General features: G+C 68.7%; 19 protein-coding genes. 4 read left to right on the top strand and 15 right to left on the bottom strand.

The window, feature by feature from the left end; genetic code table 11:
* Positions 1 to 20: 20 nt before the first annotated feature.
* Genes SK803_RS18680 through SK803_RS18665 form a run of 4 tightly spaced genes read right to left on the bottom strand, consistent with a single transcriptional unit; the run spans position 21 to position 4,460 of the window.
* Positions 21 to 1,250, bottom strand: a complete 1,230-nt coding sequence (locus tag SK803_RS18680) for an acyl-CoA reductase (protein WP_319967290.1) — start codon at positions 1,248 to 1,250, stop codon at positions 21 to 23.
* The gene (locus SK803_RS18675) at positions 1,247 to 2,314 is read right to left on the bottom strand and encodes a LuxE/PaaK family acyltransferase (RefSeq protein WP_319967289.1); all 1,068 of its coding nucleotides are present in this window, start codon (positions 2,312 to 2,314) and stop codon (positions 1,247 to 1,249) included. The genes SK803_RS18680 and SK803_RS18675 overlap by 4 nt, the downstream gene beginning before the upstream one ends.
* Positions 2,311 to 3,717: an AMP-binding protein gene (locus SK803_RS18670; protein WP_406601549.1), complete on the bottom strand. Its 1,407-nt coding sequence runs from the start codon at positions 3,715 to 3,717 to the stop codon at positions 2,311 to 2,313. Before SK803_RS18670 ends, SK803_RS18675 begins: the two co-directional genes overlap by 4 nt.
* A complete protein-coding gene (locus SK803_RS18665; RefSeq protein ID WP_406601548.1) occupies positions 3,714 to 4,460 on the bottom strand; it encodes an SDR family NAD(P)-dependent oxidoreductase in 747 nt (248 codons plus the stop codon). The genes SK803_RS18670 and SK803_RS18665 overlap by 4 nt, the downstream gene beginning before the upstream one ends.
* Before the next feature lie 195 nt (positions 4,461 to 4,655).
* On the opposite strand from SK803_RS18665, the gene SK803_RS18660 reads away from it, so the two are divergent.
* Entirely contained in the window at positions 4,656 to 6,650 is a 1,995-nt protein-coding gene (locus SK803_RS18660; RefSeq protein WP_319967288.1) for a N,N-dimethylformamidase beta subunit family domain-containing protein, read from the top strand.
* A gap of 61 nt (positions 6,651 to 6,711) precedes the next feature.
* Here SK803_RS18660 and SK803_RS18655 read toward each other — a convergent pair whose 3' ends face one another.
* Positions 6,712 to 6,951: an acyl carrier protein gene (locus tag SK803_RS18655; protein ID WP_319967287.1), complete on the bottom strand. Its 240-nt coding sequence runs from the start codon at positions 6,949 to 6,951 to the stop codon at positions 6,712 to 6,714.
* A 49-nt stretch (positions 6,952 to 7,000) separates the two neighbouring features.
* Positions 7,001 to 7,699 (bottom strand): acyl-ACP--UDP-N-acetylglucosamine O-acyltransferase family protein, encoded by a 699-nt coding sequence (locus SK803_RS18650; protein ID WP_319967286.1) that lies wholly within the window; start codon positions 7,697 to 7,699, stop codon positions 7,001 to 7,003.
* Between the two features lie 164 nt (positions 7,700 to 7,863).
* Here SK803_RS18650 and SK803_RS18645 point away from each other — a divergent pair, with 164 nt between their 5' ends.
* Positions 7,864 to 8,961, top strand: a complete 1,098-nt coding sequence (locus SK803_RS18645; RefSeq protein WP_319967285.1) for a DegT/DnrJ/EryC1/StrS family aminotransferase — start codon at positions 7,864 to 7,866, stop codon at positions 8,959 to 8,961.
* Positions 8,958 to 9,926 carry a Gfo/Idh/MocA family protein gene (locus SK803_RS18640; RefSeq protein ID WP_319967284.1) on the top strand — a complete coding sequence of 323 codons (969 nt, stop codon included), beginning with the start codon at positions 8,958 to 8,960 and terminating at the stop codon, positions 9,924 to 9,926. Before SK803_RS18645 ends, SK803_RS18640 begins: the two co-directional genes overlap by 4 nt.
* 75 nt (positions 9,927 to 10,001) lie before the next feature.
* Here SK803_RS18640 and SK803_RS18635 read toward each other — a convergent pair whose 3' ends face one another.
* The 5 genes from SK803_RS18635 to SK803_RS18615 all read right to left on the bottom strand — a co-directional run bounded on the left by SK803_RS18635 (position 10,002) and on the right by SK803_RS18615 (position 14,990).
* On the bottom strand, positions 10,002 to 11,015 hold the full coding sequence (locus tag SK803_RS18635; protein ID WP_319967283.1) for an FG-GAP repeat domain-containing protein: 1,014 nt from the start codon (positions 11,013 to 11,015) through the stop codon (positions 10,002 to 10,004).
* A gap of 208 nt (positions 11,016 to 11,223) precedes the next feature.
* A complete protein-coding gene (locus tag SK803_RS18630) occupies positions 11,224 to 12,411 on the bottom strand; it encodes a glycosyltransferase family 4 protein (RefSeq protein ID WP_319967282.1) in 1,188 nt (395 codons plus the stop codon).
* A 5-nt stretch (positions 12,412 to 12,416) separates the two neighbouring features.
* Entirely contained in the window at positions 12,417 to 12,875 is a 459-nt protein-coding gene (locus tag SK803_RS18625; RefSeq protein WP_319967281.1) for an acyltransferase, read from the bottom strand.
* Between the two features lie 7 nt (positions 12,876 to 12,882).
* Positions 12,883 to 13,821: an NAD-dependent epimerase/dehydratase family protein gene (locus tag SK803_RS18620; RefSeq protein ID WP_319967280.1), complete on the bottom strand. Its 939-nt coding sequence runs from the start codon at positions 13,819 to 13,821 to the stop codon at positions 12,883 to 12,885.
* Positions 13,822 to 13,859: 38 nt separating this feature from the next.
* Positions 13,860 to 14,990: a DegT/DnrJ/EryC1/StrS family aminotransferase gene (locus SK803_RS18615; RefSeq protein ID WP_319967279.1), complete on the bottom strand. Its 1,131-nt coding sequence runs from the start codon at positions 14,988 to 14,990 to the stop codon at positions 13,860 to 13,862.
* Between the two features lie 269 nt (positions 14,991 to 15,259).
* Between SK803_RS18615 and lhgO the strand changes: the two genes are divergently transcribed.
* Entirely contained in the window at positions 15,260 to 16,453 is a 1,194-nt protein-coding gene (gene lhgO / locus SK803_RS18610; RefSeq protein ID WP_319967278.1) for an L-2-hydroxyglutarate oxidase, read from the top strand.
* 151 nt (positions 16,454 to 16,604) lie between these two features.
* On the opposite strand, the gene serS is transcribed toward lhgO, so the two are convergent.
* The 4 genes from serS to SK803_RS18590 all read right to left on the bottom strand — a co-directional run bounded on the left by serS (position 16,605) and on the right by SK803_RS18590 (position 20,230).
* A complete protein-coding gene (gene serS, locus SK803_RS18605) occupies positions 16,605 to 17,855 on the bottom strand; it encodes a serine--tRNA ligase (RefSeq protein ID WP_319967277.1) in 1,251 nt (416 codons plus the stop codon).
* An 80-nt stretch (positions 17,856 to 17,935) separates the two neighbouring features.
* Positions 17,936 to 18,391 (bottom strand): DUF350 domain-containing protein, encoded by a 456-nt coding sequence (locus tag SK803_RS18600; RefSeq protein WP_319967276.1) that lies wholly within the window; start codon positions 18,389 to 18,391, stop codon positions 17,936 to 17,938.
* A gap of 22 nt (positions 18,392 to 18,413) precedes the next feature.
* Entirely contained in the window at positions 18,414 to 19,577 is a 1,164-nt protein-coding gene (locus SK803_RS18595; RefSeq protein ID WP_319967275.1) for a glutathionylspermidine synthase family protein, read from the bottom strand.
* 5 nt (positions 19,578 to 19,582) lie between these two features.
* A complete protein-coding gene (locus SK803_RS18590; RefSeq protein ID WP_319967274.1) occupies positions 19,583 to 20,230 on the bottom strand; it encodes a hypothetical protein in 648 nt (215 codons plus the stop codon).
* Positions 20,231 to 20,328: the final 98 nt, after the last annotated feature.

The following is a 20,328-nucleotide window of genomic DNA, read 5'->3' as shown; positions in this document are numbered from 1 at the left end:
GCGAGTTGGTGGACATCGGCTCAGACCGTGACGGTGGTCAGCCTGCTGAACTCAGCCAGCAGGTCGTAGCCGTCCCACACCGCGGCGAAGCTGAGTGCGGAGCCGAACGGCACAACGCGGTCGATCCCGCGTCCGGCGAGCGCGTGCACGAACTCGACCACCTCGGGGCGGTCGAACCCGAAGACGCTCAGCGTCTGGTCCTTCCGTTGCACGACGTCCACGAGCGCGGTGAGGTTGCTCACGGTCGTCTGCGGAAAGGTACCGACCCCCAGCCACTCGCGTGGCACCGCGGTCGGTTCGGCCAGCTCCAGGGTGGCCACGGCGTTGCCGGAGAAGCGGATCTCGGTCACGTGGCCCTCGGCCGCGACACCGTACGCGGAGACCCTCTTCTGCACGGCCATCGCCGGTTCGACCACGAACTGCTTGCTCGCGACGACCTCGGAGAGCAGCGTGAGGAACTCCTCGCGCCCCCGCTTCGCGCCCTCGTCCGCGCCGACCCAGAACAGGGTGCGCGGCGAGGAGCAGGCGGCCTGGTCGAACCAGTACGAGTCGTTGTAGAACCCGATCGCGGCGTCACGGCGCTGCTCGGGCGTCGCGGCCTCCCAGCCGGCGACCGAGATCGCGGCGAAGGACGCGCGGTCGGGGAACGTCAGATCGCGTGCCTGCGGACCGATCGGGCTCTTGCGCACCTCGGTGACCGAGCGGTCGCCGCCCCAGATCACGCGCAGCTCGCAGGCGGCGGAGAACGCGGACGTCACCACCTCGTCGCGGCCGTACGTGACCATCCGCTGGGTCTGCGCGACGGCGGGGTGCGCGTCGGCGAGCGCCTCGTTCAGTGCTTCGAGGACGGCCTCCGCGGCACCGGCGGAACGCTGGGAGATCCGCACGACGTTCGGGTTGCCCGCCAGCGCCGACAACGCCCACGAGTACACGAAGATCGTGTCCACGTTGGCGGGCGGCACGTGGAAGACGAGGCCGCGCGGAAAGCGCATCGCGTCGCCGGACGTCTCCAGACCGGCGATCGCCTTGGCGATCTCGCCCTTGCGCAGGAAGAAGCCCAGCGAGGCGAGCTCGGGGTAGCGCCGGGCGACGGCGGGCGCGAGCAGCTTGCGGGCGAACTTCACCAGGAACTGCACGATCCGCTCGTCGCCGACCTTCAGCCGGCCGCCTTCCGGCTCCTGCGCCAGGTCCGCGAGCAGCGCGCCGACCTCGACGTCCGGGCCCGCGGGGAAACGTTGCTGGATGCTCACGCCGGGCTCCCGCTGAAGGTGTCGGAACAACCACGGGCCTCGGCGCGCGGCAGCCTGCCGAGCACGGAGAACCGCTTGCCCGGCCAGTCGCCGTCGTCGATGCCGTGCACGACGCCGAGGTCCTCGGTCAGCAGCACGTGCCCGGGGTACGACCTCGGCACCGTGCTGACGACCTCGATGACGCCGGGCTTGCCGACCGGCTGCTCGGCCCAGGTCTCCGGGTCGCGGATCACGACGTCGGCGAAGTCGGGGCAGTAGAGCGCGTCGCCCGACGGTCCCTCCAGGAACACGGTGCCGAGCTGCTCGACCATGCCGTAGTAGTTGTGGATCCGGGTGAGACCGGTGTCCTCGGCGAACCGGCGGCGGAACTCGGCGTTGTCGACCGCGCGGTCGATCAGCTTCTTCCAGCCGCCGGAGTGGATCAGGATGCCGTTGGACAGGTCGAGCCGGTGCTCGCGGGCGACCTCGTAGAGGTACTGCCACACCATGAAGGTGAAGCCGAAGATGAGGAACGGCTGGTCGCCGTGGTTCGCGAGGAAGCCCTTGATCGCCTCGACGTCCGGGCGGTCGTTCTCGTCCAGCGCGTAGACGTGCTTGCGGCCGAAGTTCGCCATGCCGAGCACACCCGCACCGCGCGCCGAGAAGGACCGGCGGTTCTTGATGATGCCGATGGTGTCGACCATCAGCATCGGCAGGCGCTGGTCGCCGAGCACCGTGCGCAGCGTGTTGCCGAGGTAGCGCGGCTGGTCGGCCGCGGCCTCCTTGTCCAGGTAGATCCGGGAGACCTCGGCGCCGGTGGTGCCGGACGAGGTGAGCACCTTGAAGACCTGGTCGTCCGGCACGCTCTTGAGCACGTGGTGCTTGAACATCCGCACCGGCAGCCAGGGCAGCTGCTCGACGGTGTCGTACACCGTGCCGCGCGGGGTGCCGAGCGCGCCGAGAATCCGGTCGTAGGGCTCGCAGTTGGCCCGGTGGTGCTCGGTGAGCTCGCTGAGCTTCGGCAGCAGTGCCGCCTCGCGCTCAGCCTGGCTCAGCCCGAACACGCCTTCCGCTGTGACAGTCACGCCCGTCCCTCCAGGGAGCGGTAGTCGATCTTGCCGCTGGGCAGCAGCGGCAGGGCGTCGATGTCCCGCACGTCGAATCCGGTCACGTGCAGGTGCAGCTTCTCGGCGAGGGCCTTCGCTGCTGCCTTGCGCGTGTCGGCGGCGCAGTTCTCCAGCCAGATGACGACCTTGTCACCGGCGGGCATGGCGGCCGCCGCACCGATGTCCAACCCCGCGCCCCGCAGCATTTGTTCCAGGTCGTCGAGGTTGACGCGGTTGCCGAAGATCTTGCCGATCCGCTTGAGCCTGCCGGTGATGTGCAGGTACCCGTCCGCGTCGAGCCGGCCGAGGTCGCCCGTCGCCAGCACGCCGCCGGTCACGTCGCCTTCCGCGAGCTCTGCCTCGGTCTCCGCGTAGCCCATCATCACGTTCGGGCCGCGGTAGAGCACCTCGCCGACCACCTCGGGTTCGCTCGTCTCCGAGCCGTCCTCCAGGCGGATCGAGAACGTGCCGCCGGGCAGCGAGGGACCGGCCGAGCCGATCTTCTCGGCGAGCTTTTCCGCAGGCACGGTGGCCATCCGCGGTGCGGCCTCGGTCTGTCCGTACATGACGAACATCCGGCCGCCGACCGCGGTCATCTTGTCGTTGAACGCGGTGACGAGGTCCTCGCGCAGCTTGCCGCCCGCCTGCGTGATCGTGCGCAGGGTCGGGTACTTGGCCGGGTCGAACTTGAGCCGCTTGAGCATCTCGTAGTGGTAAGGGACGCCGGCCAGCGAGGTGATCTTGTGCTCCTCGACCGCCTGCCAGAACGTCCGGCCCATCACGCCGCCGGGCTCGACGACCACCGTGGCGCCGCGCACCATGTGGCTGTTCAGCACCGACATGCCGTAGCTGTAGTGCAGCGGCAGGCTGGTCGGGGCGACCTCGGCGGAGTCGATGCCGAGCACCTCTGCGATGGCGTCGGCGTTGGCCAGCACGGCGGCACGGGACAACCGCACGAACTTCGGGTTGCCGGTGGAACCGCTGGTCGGCAGCAGCACCGCGAGATCAGGGTGCGGCTCGACGCCGTCGGCGCTCTCCCGCACCCAGGCGGGCCCGCCCGCGTCCGCGCCGCGGTAGCCCTCCGGCGCCTCGCCGTCGGCACCGAGCACGGCGGCCGGGCGGAACCGGGCGACCAGCTCCAGCAGGACGTCGCGCTCCTGGCCCGCGTCGAGCAGTGCGACGGCACGGCCGGCCTCGAAGGCACCCAGGTAGCGCAGCACGCTCGGCACGTCGATGGAGGTGCGGGCGAACAGCACACCCGCGGGCAGTCCGGCGAGCACGCCTGCGACAGCGGCGACCTCGGTGCGCAGACCTTCGCCCTGCCACGACTCACCGCTGGTCGCGTCGACCAGCCTGGCGTCGCCGCGAATCAGCGCGGTCACAGCACGAGTCCGCCGTCGACGCCGAGCACCTGACCCGTGACGAACGAGGCCTCGTCGCTCACCAGGAAGCGGATGGCCTTCGCCACCTCCTCGGGCTTGCCGAGACGGCGGAGCGACGTGTCCTCGACGCGCCCGGCGATGACGTCCTCGCCCAGGTGCGCGGTCATGGCGGTCTCGATCACACCGGGGGCGACGCCGTTGACCCGGATGCCGGACCGGCCGAGCTCCTTGGAGGCGGACCTGGCGATGTTGCCGACCGCGGCCTTGGAGGCGGCGTAGGCGGTCTGGCCCGCGCTGCCGTTCTCACCGACGATCGACGCGAGCACGACGATGGCACCGGTCTTGTGGCGCTGCATCACGCGCGCGGCGGCCTGGACCGTGTAGATCGTGCCGGCCACGTTCGTCGTGAGCATCCGCTCGACGAGGTCGTCGCGGATCATGCCGATCAGCGCGTCCTCCAGCACACCGGCGTTCGCGACGACGATGTCGAGCCTGCCGCGCTCCTTGCCGATGCCGCGGATGACCGAGGTGACCGCCTTGGAGTCGGCGACGTCGAGCGCCACCCCCGTCACGTCGGCGTCGAACTCGGCAGCGACCTCGGCGGCACGCTCCTTGGCCGACGCCTCGTCCCGGCCGGTGAGCACGACGGCTGCCCCGGCCTCGGCGAGCGCGCGGACCGTCTGGAACCCGATGCCACGGGTACCGCCGGTCACCACTGCAACCTTGCTGGTCAGGTCAATCACTACGACATCAGTCCCGTACGAAGTCGATTCCGCGAGTCCGGACGAGCGTACCCGGCGGGCATCCTTGATCATCTCGCGCGCCCGGGCGGGCAGGCGATTGGCAACGAATGCATCAAGCATTTCGGCAGAGCGAAACAGTTCGACGCCCCCACCGACTACCGGTACACCGGAAAGTGCTGGTCGAAGGGGGTATTTATGCCGATCGACCTGGAACAGTCGCAACTGCGGATGGTCGCTGGAGGCGACGGTCACATCTTCAGCGTGCAGGCGGACGGCCGCCTGCTGCACTACCGCCACCTCGGCTGGCAGACGGGCACGGTCAGCTGGGCGAACGGGGGCGTCGGCCGGCTGATCAACTCGGGCTGGCACGTCTTCACCACGGTGCTCGGCGCCGCGGACGGCCAGCTGTTCGGTTTCGCGGGTGACGGAACCGTCCGCTGGTACAAGTACCTCGCCGCGACGGACACGTGGGCACCCGACGGCGCCACGGTCATCGGCACCGGATTCGACCAGTACGTGCAGGTCTTCGGCGGCTGGAACGGCGAGATCTACGCGGTGGACGGCGACGGCAAGCTCTTCTGGTTCCGCTACGTCGCGGGCAACGGCACGACCGGGCCGGGCGCGTGGGCCAACGGCGGCGTGGGCCTGCTGGTCAAGACGGGTCTCAAGTACTACCAGCAGTACGTCGCCGACCAGGGCGGTGTGATCTACGCGGTCAAACAGGGTGAGGAACTCCACTGGTTCAAGCACACCGGTGGCGGCACCTGGGCCAACAGCGGTGAGCCCGTCGCGATCGGCACCGGCTGGACGGCCGAGTACCAGCGCGAGTTCATCGCCATGGGCGGCTCGCTCTACACGGTGTTCATCAACCGCTCGTCCCCGCCGGCCCGCGACCACGAGCTCAACTGGTTCCGCCTGAACAACTGGCAGGGCATCCCCCTCAACGGCGCCCCGTCGTGGGCGAACAACGTCGGCACGCTGGTCGGCACCGGCTGGACCACCTGCCGCACCGCCAACCTGCAGGGTTATGCCGCTTCGTGGTCGGCCTCGACGGGCTCGTCGCTCGGCGTGAAGGTGTCGTCGACGGTCGGCTCGTTCAGCGCGAGCGTGCAGCGGCTGACCGGTCCGCTGCCGTCGGGCGGCACCACGGTGTGGGGTCCGGTCACCGTCCCCGGAGCGCTCCAGCTCGTGCAGAGCGGCTACCGGCGCAGCGGCTGCGGATGGGCCGACACCTTCACCGTGCCCGTCGGCGCGAACTGGCCGAGCGGGCTGTACGCGGCGACGCTGTCAGGTCCGCTCGGCATGAAGCGGCACCTGCCGTTCGTGGTGAAGCCCACGGCACCCGTCAACCAGCTCGCGGTGCTGCTGCCCACCTTCACGCACAACGCCTACAACGCGTGGGGCGGCCACAGCCAGTACACCTGGGACATCGTGCCGACGAACCGGTACGTCACCATGCGGCGCCCCGCCGAGAACGCGGTCCTGAGCGCACCGGGGCGGTTGGACGCACGCTGGTACAGCGACCTGCTGCTGCTCCGCTGGCTGACCGCCAACGGGTTCGCCTACGACTGCTACCAGGACCTCGACCTGCACCAGTCCGCGAGCTGGATCGGCCAGTACAAGGCGGTGGTGCTGGGCACGCACCCCGAGTACTGGACGGTCACGATGCGCACCCGGCTCCTCGCCTACCTCAACGCGGGCGGCAAGGTGATCGCGCCGAGCGGCAACGCGATCTACGAACCGCTCGACCTCGCCGACGGCGACACGACGGCGGTGCACCGGGATCCGAACGGCAACCGGATCCCGTACGAGAACCACGGCATGCCGCCCTCCGACGTGCTCGGGGTGTCCTACACCGGCGCGTACCTCACGTTCGAGCCGTACGAGGTGATCGTCGACCACCCGTTCCTCGCCGGCACGGGCCTGACGGTGGGCAGCCAGTTCGGCCTGACCGGCTACAACGGAGCCGCGAGCGGGTGGGAGATGGACGCCACCCCGCTGGGCGGCCTGTCCGGCGTGCAGATCATCGCCGAGGGCGGGCAGTCCGGCGGGGCGAACATCGTCCAGGCCGCGAAGGCCAACGGCGGCTGGGCCTTCAGCACGGGCTCGCTCACGTTCAACGGCGCGCTCGACCACGATCCGGCCATGTCGAAGCTGTTCAAGAACGCCGTGACGGCCGCGCTCGCCTGACTGAGGAACGCGCAAAGGGCCGGCCTCCCCAGGAGACCGGCCCTCGCCAGAACCGATGAGATCAGTCCTCGACGCCGAGGCCCTTCAGCATGTCGACGGCGACCTTGAAGCTGCTCATGTCGATGACCTGCTCGGTGTCGAGCTCGACGTCGAACTCGTCCTCGATCGCGGCCACCAGCGCCATGTGGCCCACGGAGTCCCACTGCTCGATGTCGCGGTACTTCAGGTTCTCCACGTCGACGTCCTCGTCGAGGCCGAGGGACTCCACGAAGACGGTGCGAAGCCGGTCGTTCAGCGCCATTTGGTTCTCGATCTTTCTGTGCTCGGGTCTCGGGACTCGGGTCTGGATGTCAGTGCGCGGGCGCGCGGTCGGCCCATGCCTTCAGCAGGGAGGCGATCTCCTCCGGAAGTCCTGAGGAGGGCAGTTCGCCCTTGCCCTTCAGGAACGGCTCCAGAGCGGTGATCGTCTCCTCGTCGCAGCCGCGGCGGCTCAGGCCGACGACGTTGATGCCGGTCACCCTGGCCGGGTTGCCGACGCTGATCGTGAACGGGTCGGCCGTCTTGCGGACGGCGGAACCCATGCCGACCATCGCGCCGGGACCGATCTCGCAGCTCTGGTGCACGACGGTGCTCATGCCGACGTTGGCGTGCGACCAGACGACCGTGTGACCGCCGAGCTGCACGGTGCAGGCGAGGGTGATGGCGTCGTGCAGCACCACGTCGTGGCCGACGTGGCTGCGCACGAGCAGGTAGTTGCCGTCGCCGATGGTCGTCTCGCGGTGCGTGCCCTGGTGGACCGTCACGTATTCGCGGATGCGGTTGTTGTCGCCGATGTTGACGCCGTGACCGTCCAGCTCGCCCTCCCAGGCGACAGGATGCGGACCGTTGCGGTCCTCGGCCGGCGTGCCGATCGTGACGTGCGGGCCGATCCAGTTGCCGTTGCCGATCCGGCAGGGACCGACGACGACCGAGTAAGGCCCGATGACGTTGTCGTCACCCAGCTCGACACCGTCGCCGATGATGGCGGTGGGATGAATACGGTTAGTCACAAGACCCGTTCCTGCGTAAGCCCGGAGTTACCTGCGTTACCTCACGCAGGCCCACGGCAACATGGCCGCGATCGGGAGGTAACGTGTCTTCCCGCGTCAAGGGGCGGGACGAACAGTCACTGTACCGGACGCGGCCCACCGTCTCCGGAGCGAAAGACTGCTGCATGATCCCCATCACTGTCGTGGACGTTCAGGACGCCGAGCCGCTCGTTCTCGAGGTGCTCAGGTCCGGCGTCATCGCCCAGGGCCCCATGGTGAAGCGGTTCGAAGACGCCTTCGCCTCGGTCGCCGGTGTGCCACACGCGATCGCCGTCAACAACGGCACGACCGCACTCGTGGCGTCGATCCAAGCGCTCGACCTGAAGCCGGGTGACGAGGTCATCACGACCCCGTTCACCTTCGTGGCGACGCTCAACGCCATTCTGGAGGCAGGTGCGACCGCGCGGTTCGCGGACATCAGCACCGACGACTTCAACATCGACCCGGAGAAGGTCGCGGCGCAGATCACCGACCGCACCAAGGTCCTCATGCCGGTGCACCTCTACGGCCAGATGGCGGACATGGGCCGTCTCGTCCCGCTGGCCCAGGAGCACGGCCTGACCATCGTCGAGGACTCGGCGCAGGCGGTCGGCGCGACGTACGAGGGCAAGCCGGCCGGCAGCTTCGGCATCGGCTGCTTCTCGCTCTACGCGACGAAGAACATCACCACGGCGGAGGGCGGCGTCATCACGACGTCCGACGACGCGCTGGCGGACAAGCTGCGGGTCATGCGCAACCAGGGCATGCGCGCTCGCTACCAGTACGAGATGGCGGGCCACAACTACCGCCTCACGGACCTGCACGCCGCCGTCGGCATCCCTCAGCTGGAGAAGCTGCCGCAGCTCACCAAGGCTCGCCAGCGCAACGCGGAGGCGCTGTCGAAGGGCCTCGCGGACGTGCCCGGTCTCACGGTTCCCGCCGTGCTGTCCGGCCGTGAGCACGTGTGGCACCAGTACACGGTCCTGGTCGGCGACGACGCCCCGGTGACCCGCGACGAGCTCGCCGCGAAGCTGTCCGAGAAGGGCATCGGCAACGGGATCTACTACCCGAAGCTGGTGTTCGACTACGACTGCTACCGCGACCGCGCGGACGTCATCACCTCCGACGTCCCGGTGGCGAAGAAGGTCGCCGAGCAGGCGCTGTCGCTGCCGGTCCACCCGAAGCTCACCGACGCCGAGCTGGACACGATCGTCACGTCCGTGCGGGAGGTGTTCGGCGCATGAGCAAGCCGCACCGCATCGCCCTCATCGGCACCGGTTCGATGGGCTCGCTGCACGCCCGTGTGACGTCGCAGAACGAGCGCGCCAAGCTGGTTCGCGTCGTCGACCCCCGCGAGGAGGCCGGCAAGGCCGTCGCGGACCGCTTCGACGCCGCGTGGTCCCCCGAGATCGGTTCGCTGGAGGACGTCGACGCCGTCATCCTGGCCGCCGCCACCGAGGTGCACCACAAGCTGGCGCTCGAGGTTCTCAACCAGGGCAAGCCGCTGCTGGTGGAGAAGCCGGTGTGCGACGACCTGCACAAGTCGGAGGAGGTCGTCGGGCTGTCCGAGAAGCTCGGCGTCCCGATGATGTGCGGTCTGCTGGAGCGCTACAACCCGGCCGTGCTGACCGCGCTGCACCTCATCAACGAGCCGGTGCACGTGATGGCGCGCAGGCACAGCCCGTACGCGCCGCGGATCAAGACCGGCGTCTCGTGGGACCTCCTGGTCCACGACGTCGACCTCGCGATCCAGTGCTTCGGCGGTGTCGAGCCCGCACGCGTCACCGCGGGCGTGGGCAACTTCCACCCGGACTCGCTGCCGGGCGCGGAGGACAACGTCGAGACCGTGCTGACGTTCCCGACCGGTCTCGCGACCGTGTCGGCCAGCCGCATCGGCCAGCGCAAGGTTCGTTCGCTGGTCGTGTCCGAACTGGACCGTCTCATCGAGATCGACCTGCTGCGCCGCGACGTCACGATCTACCGGCACGTCTCGCACGACGCGGCCACCGCGGACGGTCTCGGTTACCGCCAGCAGGCCGTGATCGAGATTCCGGAGCTGCTGTCGGCGCGCGAGCCGCTCGCCACCCAGCTCGACCGCTTCCTCGACCTGATCGAGGGCAAGGTCGACGCGGACGACGAGCGCCGGTCGATCCTGCCCGCGCACCGCGTGGTGGCCAGCGTGCTGGAGAGCTCACGCACGGCGGTCTGATCACGAAAACCCTTGCGACACAGGAAGGGCCGGCCCGATCGGGCCGGCCCTTCCTGTTGTGTCAGGCGCGATCTACTAGCTGATCACGTTGTTGGTGTTCCAGCCCCAGCCCAGGGACTCGGGGGCCAGGAACGTGTTGAACGCGGTGTACTCACCGGTCGGCGAGAACGTGCCGGTGTGGCGGTAGGCCTGCAGGACGCCGCCCTGCGTACGGCCGAGGATGTCGGTGCTGCCGTCGAAGTTCACGTCGGCGAGGCTGACCGCGTTCATGGTCTCCCAGCCGTACGACAGCCACCAGACGTGACCACCGTTGGTCGGGGAGAACGCGCCGAGCCAGCCGTCGTTCGCCAGGAACAGCAGGTCCGGCACACCGTCCTTGGTGACGTCGGCCATGTTCAGCTCGACGTCGTCCTTCACGCCCGTCACCAGCACCTGCGGGGCACCGAAGGTGCTGGTCCCGTTGATGACGCCGGTGTGCGGGTAGATGTAGAGCGTGTCGGTGCCGGTGCGGCGGGCCATGATGTCGCCGAAGCCGTCGCCGGTCACGTCGTGGATGAACACCAGGTCGTTGATGTACCAACCGGTGCCGACCGTGGTGACGGTGCCGAGCGTGCTCGTGCCGTTGAACGAGCCCGAGTGCTCGTAGACGCGCATGACACCGCCGTGGTCGATGGCCACCACGTCGGACAGGGCGTCCGCGTTGATGCGGCCGGAGCCGATCCAACGCATGCCGTTCCAGCCGTAGTTGATGTCCACAGCGGGCTCGTACGTGCCGGTGCCAGCGTACGTGCCGTGGTGCTGGTAGACCTTCAGCGCACCGTTGTCCGCCTGGCGGGCAAGGATGTCGTGCTTGGTGTCACCGTTCCAGTCGCCGGCGTTCCCACCGCTGGACGCCGACGCGGTGCCGAACTCACCGGTCTTCTTGGCCGGCATCATGTGCATCTTGATCTCGGCGTGCTTCGGCGGCTTCGGAGCCGCCGCCGCGGACGCGCCACCCGGAACGAGCGACACCGCGACGAGCGCCGCCGCGAAAGCCGCGAGAACACGTGCGACGTTGCGGGAACCCCCACCACGCAACTTCTGCTGCATATGTATTTCTCTCCTGCTTCTCCGTGGAGAAGGGTGTGCCGAAGAAGCCCCCCACTTGCGCGGACGACGGCACAGTCAGCAGGCCCCCAGGCCCCCAAAGCGACGCGAGACGATCTCGCCCCCCTGTCCCTTTATCGGAGAGAAGATCGGATCGTTTCACCCAGAAGAGTGACATAGGTCACTCCTGTCCGACTATGCGCGAACCGGGTCAGCCGCGTTGGGAGGCTAGGCCCGCCAATACCTCAAGATGCTTGCGCAGCACGACTTCCATCGTGAAGTACGTGTCCACGAGCGCGACGCCGGCCTCGGAGATGTGCTTCGACTCCGCCGGGTCCTTGATCGCCTCGATCAGCCGGTCGGCGAGTTTCGCGGTGTCGCCGAGCGGGACCAGGTGCACGTTCTCCCGGTCGACCAGCCGGACGTCGAAGAAGTTGTCCTCGCGCACGGCCGCGACGACGGGCACACCGGCCGCCATGGACTCGATGCTCGCGATGCCGAAGCCGTAGCCCTGCATCTCGTGGCACTCCACCTGCGCGGAGGCGAGGTAGTGCGGGATGTCCGACTTGGGCACGCCACCGGTGGTGATGATGGACTTCTCCACGCCCAGTTCGGTGGCACGCTTGAGGAACGGGTCGAAGTAGATACCTCCGACCACCACCAGCTTGGCGTCCGGCACCTCGCGGAGCACCGCTGGCATCGCCTCGACGAGCGCGAGCCGGTCGCGCAGCGGGATGACGTGGCCGGTGGACAGGATGATCGGGTCGTCACCGAGGTCGTGCCGCGCGCGGATGATCGTGCCGTCGCCGCCGCGGACCCACTCCGGCTCGACGCCGACCGGGATCGGCACCATGCCGCCGATGCTGCCCTTGTACTTCCGCCTGATGTACTCGTCCATCTGGACGTCCATGACGACGTAGGTCGGCCGGTAGTGCCGCATGAACGGCGCCACGACGAACCTGTCCAGCTGGTTGAAGACGAACTGGTAGAACCACGTCGGGCTCTCCAGCCGGGTGTGCACCGACAACAGCGTGGGCACGTTGTTCCTGCGCGCCCACACACCGCTGAACCACGTCAGGTCGAAGAACTGACCGTGCTGGTGGATGACGTCCGGGCCGAACTCGTCCAGCACCTTGTTCAGCCGCCGCGGCAGCGACGGCCGCACGGTGAAGGCGATGTCGAAGTTGATCGCGAGCCGGGTCTCCGGCAGCCGGAACGCGGGAAACCGCAGGACGCGGACACCGTTGTGCACCGTGTCCATCGGCTGCTCGGCGTGCTCCGCCGTGATCACGAGGACCTCGTGCCCAGCGCGGACGTAACCCTCCGCCAACGCCTCCGCGAGGTGGGCGCTACCGCCCACCCGCGGAGGGTAGAAGTTGTTGACGACGGCGATCTTCACGGGCGTCAGCCGGAAACGGGTCCGATTTTTACTTCCGACCCGCTGAGCTCGACCGTGCCGATCGGGCGCGCCGGCACACCGCCGACGACGGTGCGCGCGGGCACGTCCTTGGTGACCACGGCTCCCGCCCCGACCACCGCCTCGTCCCCGATCGTCACACCCATGTTGACCACGGCGTTCGCGCCGAGGAAGACACGGTCCCCGATGGTGACCGGTGCACGGTCGACCACCGGGTACTCACGCCCCGACACGCAGCGCTTCATCGAGCTGTGGGTGTAGATCTGCACGCCACTGCTGATGTCGCAGCCCGCGCCGATCTTCAGCCCGCCAGACCCGTCGAGCACGGTGAACGCCCCGATCCAGGTGCCGGGGCCGATCTCCGGGTCGCCGGTGATCCACGAGTGCCGGTTGTACGGGTTCGGCGGCAGGCCGTGGAGCTCGTCGAAGTTCTGCTGCTCGGTCACTGCTGCCCTACTCGGCCGGAGCCGAGGCGCGCACCAGCTCGGACATGCCCTGCTCGACCGTGATGGTCGGCTCCCAGCCGAGGATCTCCTTGGCACGGGTGATGTCCGCGGCACGACGGGACACGAGCACGTCGCGCGGGTTGAACTGCGGCTCCACGTCGACGCCGACGGCCTGGATCAGGATCTTGGCCAGCTGCGCGATGGAGGTGTCCACGCCGGTGCCGATGTTGATCGGCAGGTTGCCCTGCTCGCTCTCCATCGCCATCACCACGGAACGCGCGAGGTCGTGGACGTGGATGAAGTCCATCGACTGCTCACCCTTGCCGTCGATGACCGGCGGCTGGCCGGCACGGAGGCGCTGGATGAAGTGGTTGATGACCGAGGTGTAGTACGCCTCGATCTTCTGGCCGGGGCCGTACACGTTGAAGAAGCGCAGGGCGTTCCAGGAGAGGCCCTTCTGGCGCTGGTAGAAGCCCAGCAGGTCCTCACCGGCGCGCTTGGTGATGCAGTACGGCGTGAGCGGGCGAAGCTCGTCGTCCTCGTGCATCGGCAGGCGCTTCGGGTCGCCGTAGACCGAGGCGGTCGAGGCGAAGACCAGGCGCTTGACGCCCTCGTCCGCGGCGGCGGCGAACACGTTGTGGTTGCCGGTCATGTTGATGTCGACCGACTCGTGCGGGTCCGCGATGCTCTTGTTGATCGAGACCGTCGCGAAGTGGATCGCGTGGGTGCAGCCGCGCATGGCCTCCCGCACCGCACCGCCGTAGCGGACGTCCTTCTCGATCAGCTCGACGTTGCCGCCCGCGACCAGCTCGTTGACCTTGGCGCGGTCACCGCGGGACATGTTGTCGAACAGGCGCACCTTGTAACCGCGCTCCAGCAGGAGCGGGATGACGTGCATACCGATGAACCCGGCGCCACCGGTGAAGAACACGGTGCGGTCGGACATGACGGTCAACTCCTTGTATTCGGGGTGCGACCTGGCGGTCAGGAAAGCTCGGCGACGACCTCGCGAACCGCTTCCGCGGCGCGCTCGACCTCTTCGTCGGTGAGATTCGCGTGCATCGGGATCGCCAGGTGCCGGCGGAACAGGTCCGCGGACACCGGGCACGGCTCGGTGGCGCCGTAGATCGGCTGGACGTGCGAGGCGTACGTGCCGAAGTTGCACTGCACGCCGCGCTCACGCAGCTTCAGCGCGACCTGGTCGCGGCTGATCGACGGGTCGATCGTGATGATGTAGGCCTGCCACGGGTGCGTGCGGTCCGGCGCCGTGACGGGCAGCTCGATGCCCTCGACACCCTTGAGCAGCTCGCCGTAGCGCTCCGCGACGTGGGTGCGGGCGGCCAGCAGGCTCGGCAGCCGGTCGAGCTGCACGTTCATGATCGCGGCCTGGACGTCCGAGAGGCGGTAGTTCCAGCCCAGCTCGTGGAACGTCGGGATGGGCAGCGTGTCACTGCTCGCGCGGCCGAGCGCGGGCTCGATGCCGTAGGTGTGCAGCTTGCGCACCCTGGCGTCCCACTCGGCGTTGTTCGTGGTGAGCGCGCCACCTTCACCGGAGGTGATGCCCTTGCGGCCGTGGAAGCTGAACGCGGCGATGTCCGCGAGGCTGCCGGCCGGGCGGCCCTTGTAGGTCGCGCCCGCGGCACAGGCGGCGTCCTCGATGAGGAACAGGCCGTGCTTGTCCGCGATCGCGCGGAGCTCGTCGTAGTCGGCGGGCTGGCCGGCGAGGTCGACGGCCACGATGCCGGTGGTGCGCGGCGTGATGGCGGCCTCGACGGCGGCCGGGTCCACGGTCCAGATGTCCGGGCGGATGTCGGCGAACACGGGCTTCGCGCCGGTGTACATCACGGCGTGGCCGGTCGCGGGGAAGGTGTAGTCGGCGACGACGACCTCGTCACCGGCCTTGGCACCGAGGACGTGCAGCGCCAGGTGCAGTGCGGCGCCGCAGTTGCTCGTGGTCAGCGCGTGCGAGGTGCCCGCCGTGACGGCGAAGCGCTCCTCGAACTTGCGGCAGGTCGGTCCGGCACCGGCGAGCCACCCCGACTTGAAGACCTCGGCGATCGCGGCGAGCTCTTCGTCACCGACGGTGGGCTGGCCGAGAATGATGGGCTCAGACATACCTCTCCCCTGCGTGGATGGCGCCGAGTGTATAGGTGCGAGAGACGATCACCGGCGGGTGGGCCGTACTGTCCTCAGTGCCGCGACCGGCGGCCTTGGCCCCGTATTCGGTGTCCAGACGGGTGCATCGCGGTGCCGGCCCCACGTCGGCATCCTGGTTGGCTGTGGGCGTGGGGCCGGTGCCGTGAGGCGCCCTGCTGGGCGCCGAAGACGCGGCCGCTGGTCGCGGCACTGGCAACACGAACGGACCCGGAAGACGAGGATTTGACGTGCGACACATCGCGGTGATCGGCGGTGGCATCGTCGGTTTGGCGGTCGCCAACGAGCTGGCGGGACGCGGTCACCAGGTGACCGTGCTGGAGAAGGAATCCCACTGGGCGGCGCACCAGACGGGCCACAACAGCAACGTCGTGCACGCCGGTCTGTACTACAAGCCGGGTTCGTTCAAGGCGCGGATGTCCGTGGCGGGCAACGCTTCCATTGTGGACTTCGCCAAGGAGCACGGCGTTCCCTTCGAGGTCTGCGGCAAGCTCGTCGTGGCCACTTCGGAGGACGAGATCCCGCGGCTGAACGCGCTCGCCGAGCGCGCGGAGGCGAACGGCGTGCCGGCCCGCATGATCTCCGCCGCCGAGGCGCGCGAGTACGAGCCGGAGGTCGCCACCGTCGCCGCGCTGCGCGTCGAGTCGACCGGCATCATCGACTTCCCGGCCGTGTGCTCCGCGCTGGTTCGGTTGCTCCACGCCCACGGCGCTGACCTGCGGCTGAACAGCCCGGTGCTCGGCATCCGCCAGTCGCAGACCGGTTCCGGTGTGGAATTGGCCACTCCGCAGGGGATCGTCCGCGCCGACGCGCTGGTGAACTGTGCCGGACTCCACAGCGACCGCATCGCACGGATGGCGGGCCTGGACCCGTCCGCGACGATCGTGCCGTTCCGCGGCGAGTACTTCGAGCTGACGCCGGAGCGCCGCGGTCTGGTGCGCGGCCTCATCTACCCGGTGCCGGACCCCACGCTGCCGTTCCTCGGCGTCCACCTGACCCGGATGCTCGACGGCAGTGTCCACGCAGGACCGAACGCGGTGCTCGCCCTGCGCCGTGAGGGCTACAAGTGGTCGCAGTTCTCGGCCACCGACCTGTTCGAGGTCGCGAAGTTCCCCGGCACCTGGCGACTTGCCAAGAAGTTCGCGCGCACCGGTCTCGAGGAAGTGCTGCGTTCGTTCTCCCGCAAGCGTTTCGCCGCTTCGCTCGCCCGCCTCGTGCCGGCCGTGCAGGAGCAGGACCTGGTGCGCGCGGAGGCCGGCGTGCGAGCGCAGGCGATGCTGCCCGACGGTTCCCTGGTCGACGACTTCCTGTTCGAGACCGCCGCACGTCAGGTGCACGTGCTGAACACGCCGTCGCCCGCGGCCACGTCGTCGCTGGAGATCGCGAAGCACGTGGCCGATCAGGCCGAGGCGTCGCTCGCCTGAGCCGCCCGTTCCAGGTCCCGGTCGAGCTGCTGGAGTTCGACCGGGACCTTCGGCTCGATCAGGTACTTCACCCGCGGTCGCAGGAACGGCTCGTGAGGAGCTGCACGCCTGGTGATCGAGGTGGGCCTGGTAGGACTTCGTCAGGTTGGTACTAGCGGGGCTTGAGCACGTCCGTGCCCATGTACGGCCGCATGGCCTCGGGGACCGTGATCGAGCCGTCGGCGTTCTGGTGGTTCTCCAGGATCGCGACGATCCACCGGGTCGTGGCGAGCGTGCCGTTGAGCGTGGCCGCGATCTGCGACTTGCCGTTCTCGTCCCGATAGCGCACGTTCAGCCGGCGCGCCTGGAACGTGGTGCAGTTCGACGTCGAGGTCAGCTCGCGGTACTTCTGCTGGGTCGGCACCCACGCCTCGCAGTCGAACTTGCGGTGCGCCGACATGCCGAGGTCGCCGGTCGCCGTGTCGATGACGCGGTAGGGCACCTCGATCTTGGCGAGCATCTCCTCTTCCCACCCGAGCAGCCGGGCGTGCTCCGCCTCGGCGTCCTCGGGCTTCACGTAGGAGAACATCTCGACCTTGTTGAACTGGTGCACGCGGATGATGCCGCGGGTGTCCTTGCCGTACGAGCCGGCCTCCCGGCGGTAGCACGACGACCAGCCCGCGTACCGCTTCTCGCCGTCGAGGATCTCGTCGGCGTGGTAACCCGCGAGCGGCACCTCCGACGTGCCGACGAGGTACAGGTCGTCGTCGGGCAGGTGGTAGATCTCGCTCGAGTGCGCGCCCAGGAACCCGGTGCCCGCCATGATCTCCGGCCGCACCAGCGTGGGCGTGATCATGAGGTCGAAGCCGTTGGCCGTGGCCTGCGCCGCCGCCATGTTGAGCAGCGCGAGCTCCAGCTGCGCGCCGACACCCTTGAGGAAGTAGAACCGGCTGCCGCCGACCTTGGCGCCGCGCTCCATGTCGATCGCGCCGAGGCGAGTGCCCAGGTCGAGGTGGTCGAGCGGCTCGAAGTCGAACTCGCGCGGCTCACCGACCGTCTTGACGACCACGAAGTCGTCCTCGCCACCGATCGGCGCGTCCGGGTGCACCAGGTTCGGGATCTTGCCCAGGAGCTCGTTGACCAGTTCGCTGGTGGAGTTCTGCTCGGCCTCGGCGGCCTTGACCTCGGCGGCCAGGTCCTTCGCCTTCACCAGCAACGCCGTGCGCTCGTCACCCTTGGCCTTGCCGACCTCCTTGCCGAGCACCTTCTGCTCGGCGCGCAGGGTGTCCGCGCGGGAGATGGCGGAACGCCGGCGCTCGTCCGCGGACAGCAGGGCGTCGACGACGCCTTCGTCCTCGCCACGGGCGCGCTGCGACGCACGCACAGTCTCCGGGAACTCGCGCAACACCTTGAGGTCAATCACCCTGAAAAGGGTAGACCCCACCTGTTCCGCGACTCACGCGGATATCCAGGTGGGGCCGGACGAGCTGGGGCGAGCGCGGACTAGATGATCGCGACGCCCACCACGAGGCCGAGCGCGACGTGCGCCGCGGCCACGACGACCGAAGCGGGTGCGAAGCGGTCGGACTCGATCAGCGCGCCGATGTCCAGCCGGGTCACCCACTCCAGCAGCCGGACGGCCGCCACCTGCACGATGATGCCGACGATGCCGTAGATCAGCGCCGACAGCAGGCCTTCGCTGAGCTTGCCCTGCGCGCTCCAGATCGCCACCACGATGATCAGGGCCATCGAGACCAGGCCCGACGCGGTGACGATGACCGCGTTCGGCGCACCGTTGCGGACCAGGGCGGACAGCTTGCCCGGCGTCGTCCAGTCGATCGCGTAGAAGCCGAAGACCATCAGAATCAGGCCGACGACTGCGTACAGCGCGATCGCACCGATGTTCCCGACGATGACTCCACCGAAGCCGGGGTCCAACGCGAGCTGCTGCTGGGTCATTGTGCTGTTCCCTTTCGGAGTCTTACTCAACAATTCGATGCGGCACGAACGCCGCGCCATCGTCGGTCACGAGACCGACCGTTTCCCGGATGCCGAGGCCGGCCGACGTGTCGCCGACGACCCAGGCGCCCAACGCGGGGCGGTAGCCGTCGAAGTCCGGAAGCGGATCGAACAGCTGGTACACGAAACCTTCTTTGCCGTACACGCCACCGGTCTGCGTTTCGTAGCCCGGAGCGACGATCTGGATGTTCGACCCCTCACGGCCGAGCAGCGGCTTGCGCACGTACTCGGTCAGCATGCCGGGGTCGTTCAGGTAGGCCGGGAGCAGGTTGGGGTGGCCCGGGTACATCTCCCACAGGATCGCGAGCAGCGCCTTGTTGGAGAGCAGCATCTTCCACAGCGGCTCGACCCACAGGGTGCCGGGCAGCGACTCGACGGCGTGGCGGCCGAACTGCTCCTCGACCACCCACTCCCACGGGTAGAGCTTGATCACCGTGTTCATCGGCGACTCTTCGAGGTCGACGAACCGGTTGAGCAGCGTGTCCCAGCCGATGTCCTCGATCGCGAGACCCACGGTGTTCAGGCCCGCCTCGGCGGCCGTCTCCTGCAGGTAGGCGACCGTCAGGTGGTCCTCGCCGGACGGGTCGGCGCCGGACCAGCTGAAGTGCACCTCGCTGGACGGCAGCTTGGCGCCGACCTCGGTCCACCGGGCGACCAGCTGCTCGTGCAGCGAGTTCCACTGGTCGTCGTCCGGGAACACGTCGGTCTTCCAGTGCCACTGGATGATCGCGGCTTCCAGCAGTGACGTCGGCGTGTCGGCGTTGTACTCGAGCATCTTCGCCGGGCCGGAACCGTCGTAGCGCAGGTCGAAGCGCCCGTAGACGTGCGGGTCGCGGCGCCGCCAGGACTCGGCGATGTGCGGCCACACCCACTCGGCGATGCCGAAGTCGCGGTACCGCTCGGTGAGCACCACGTTGTCCACCGCGTCGAGGCACATGGAGTGGAGCAGCTCGACGTCGGCTTCGAGCGACAGGATGTCGCTCATCTCGAACACGTAGTGCACCGACTCGTCCCAGTAAGGGCGGTCGGCGCCGTTCGCGTACTTCGCGGGCAGCCCGAAGACCATCCCCTGGTCCGCGACCGTGCGTTGCCAGTTCGGCCGCGGCTGCGAGGTTTCACGACGCAACTGGGTCAGCCTCCGCTGCTGGACGAGCCGCTGCTGACGCCGAACCCGCCGCGCTGGACGGACGTGCCCGACTTCGTCGTGACGTTCGCGCCCTTCGGGATCGTGTAGCTGCCGCCGACCGCCTTCTGGCCCACGTTGCCGGAGCTGCCGTAGTTGTACCGGTACGAGCTGCCGCCGATGTAGATGAAGCCGCCGCTCGAGTACCCGCCGTGGCTGCGGTAGTACGACTCGTCGCAGTAGTCGTCGTCGACGATCACGTTGTTCGCGTCGGTGCACTGCGCCGTGACGTTCTTCGGGCTGGCCGCCGCGTACCAGATCGCCACCAGCGCGACCACGCCCACGGTGACACCGCCACCGATGAGCCAGCGCTTGCGCGTCTTGCGGCGCTTCTCGAAGGCGGCCGACTCGGCGGCGAACCGCTCCTGCTGCGCCTTCAACGCGGCGGCACGAGCGCGTTGCTCGGCGACCGTCGCCTGGCGCGGCTTCGTCAGGCCGGCCTGTTGCTCTCGCATGCTGCCCTTGCCCTTGGTGGGCGCGTCCGGCTGCGGAGCCGGCTGGTACGCCGGCGGCTGTTGCGGTTGGCCGGGCGGCCCCGACTGCTGCCCTGGCTGGGGCGTCGGCTGGCCGGGTCCTGGCAAGTTGTTGTCAGTCATCACCACTCCCGCGGGCAAGGTACCTAGCGACTCGGCTGAAACGCGGCTGATTGGGTGACGAGTGTCCTAATAGCAACACTCCACCCAACCCGGCGCAC

The organism is Lentzea miocenica (assembly GCF_033949945.1).
Taxonomy (GTDB): Bacteria; Actinomycetota; Actinomycetes; order Mycobacteriales; family Pseudonocardiaceae; genus Lentzea; species Lentzea miocenica.
Note: the sequence above shows the minus strand (reverse complement) of the source record. Positions and strands in the feature narration are given on the sequence as shown.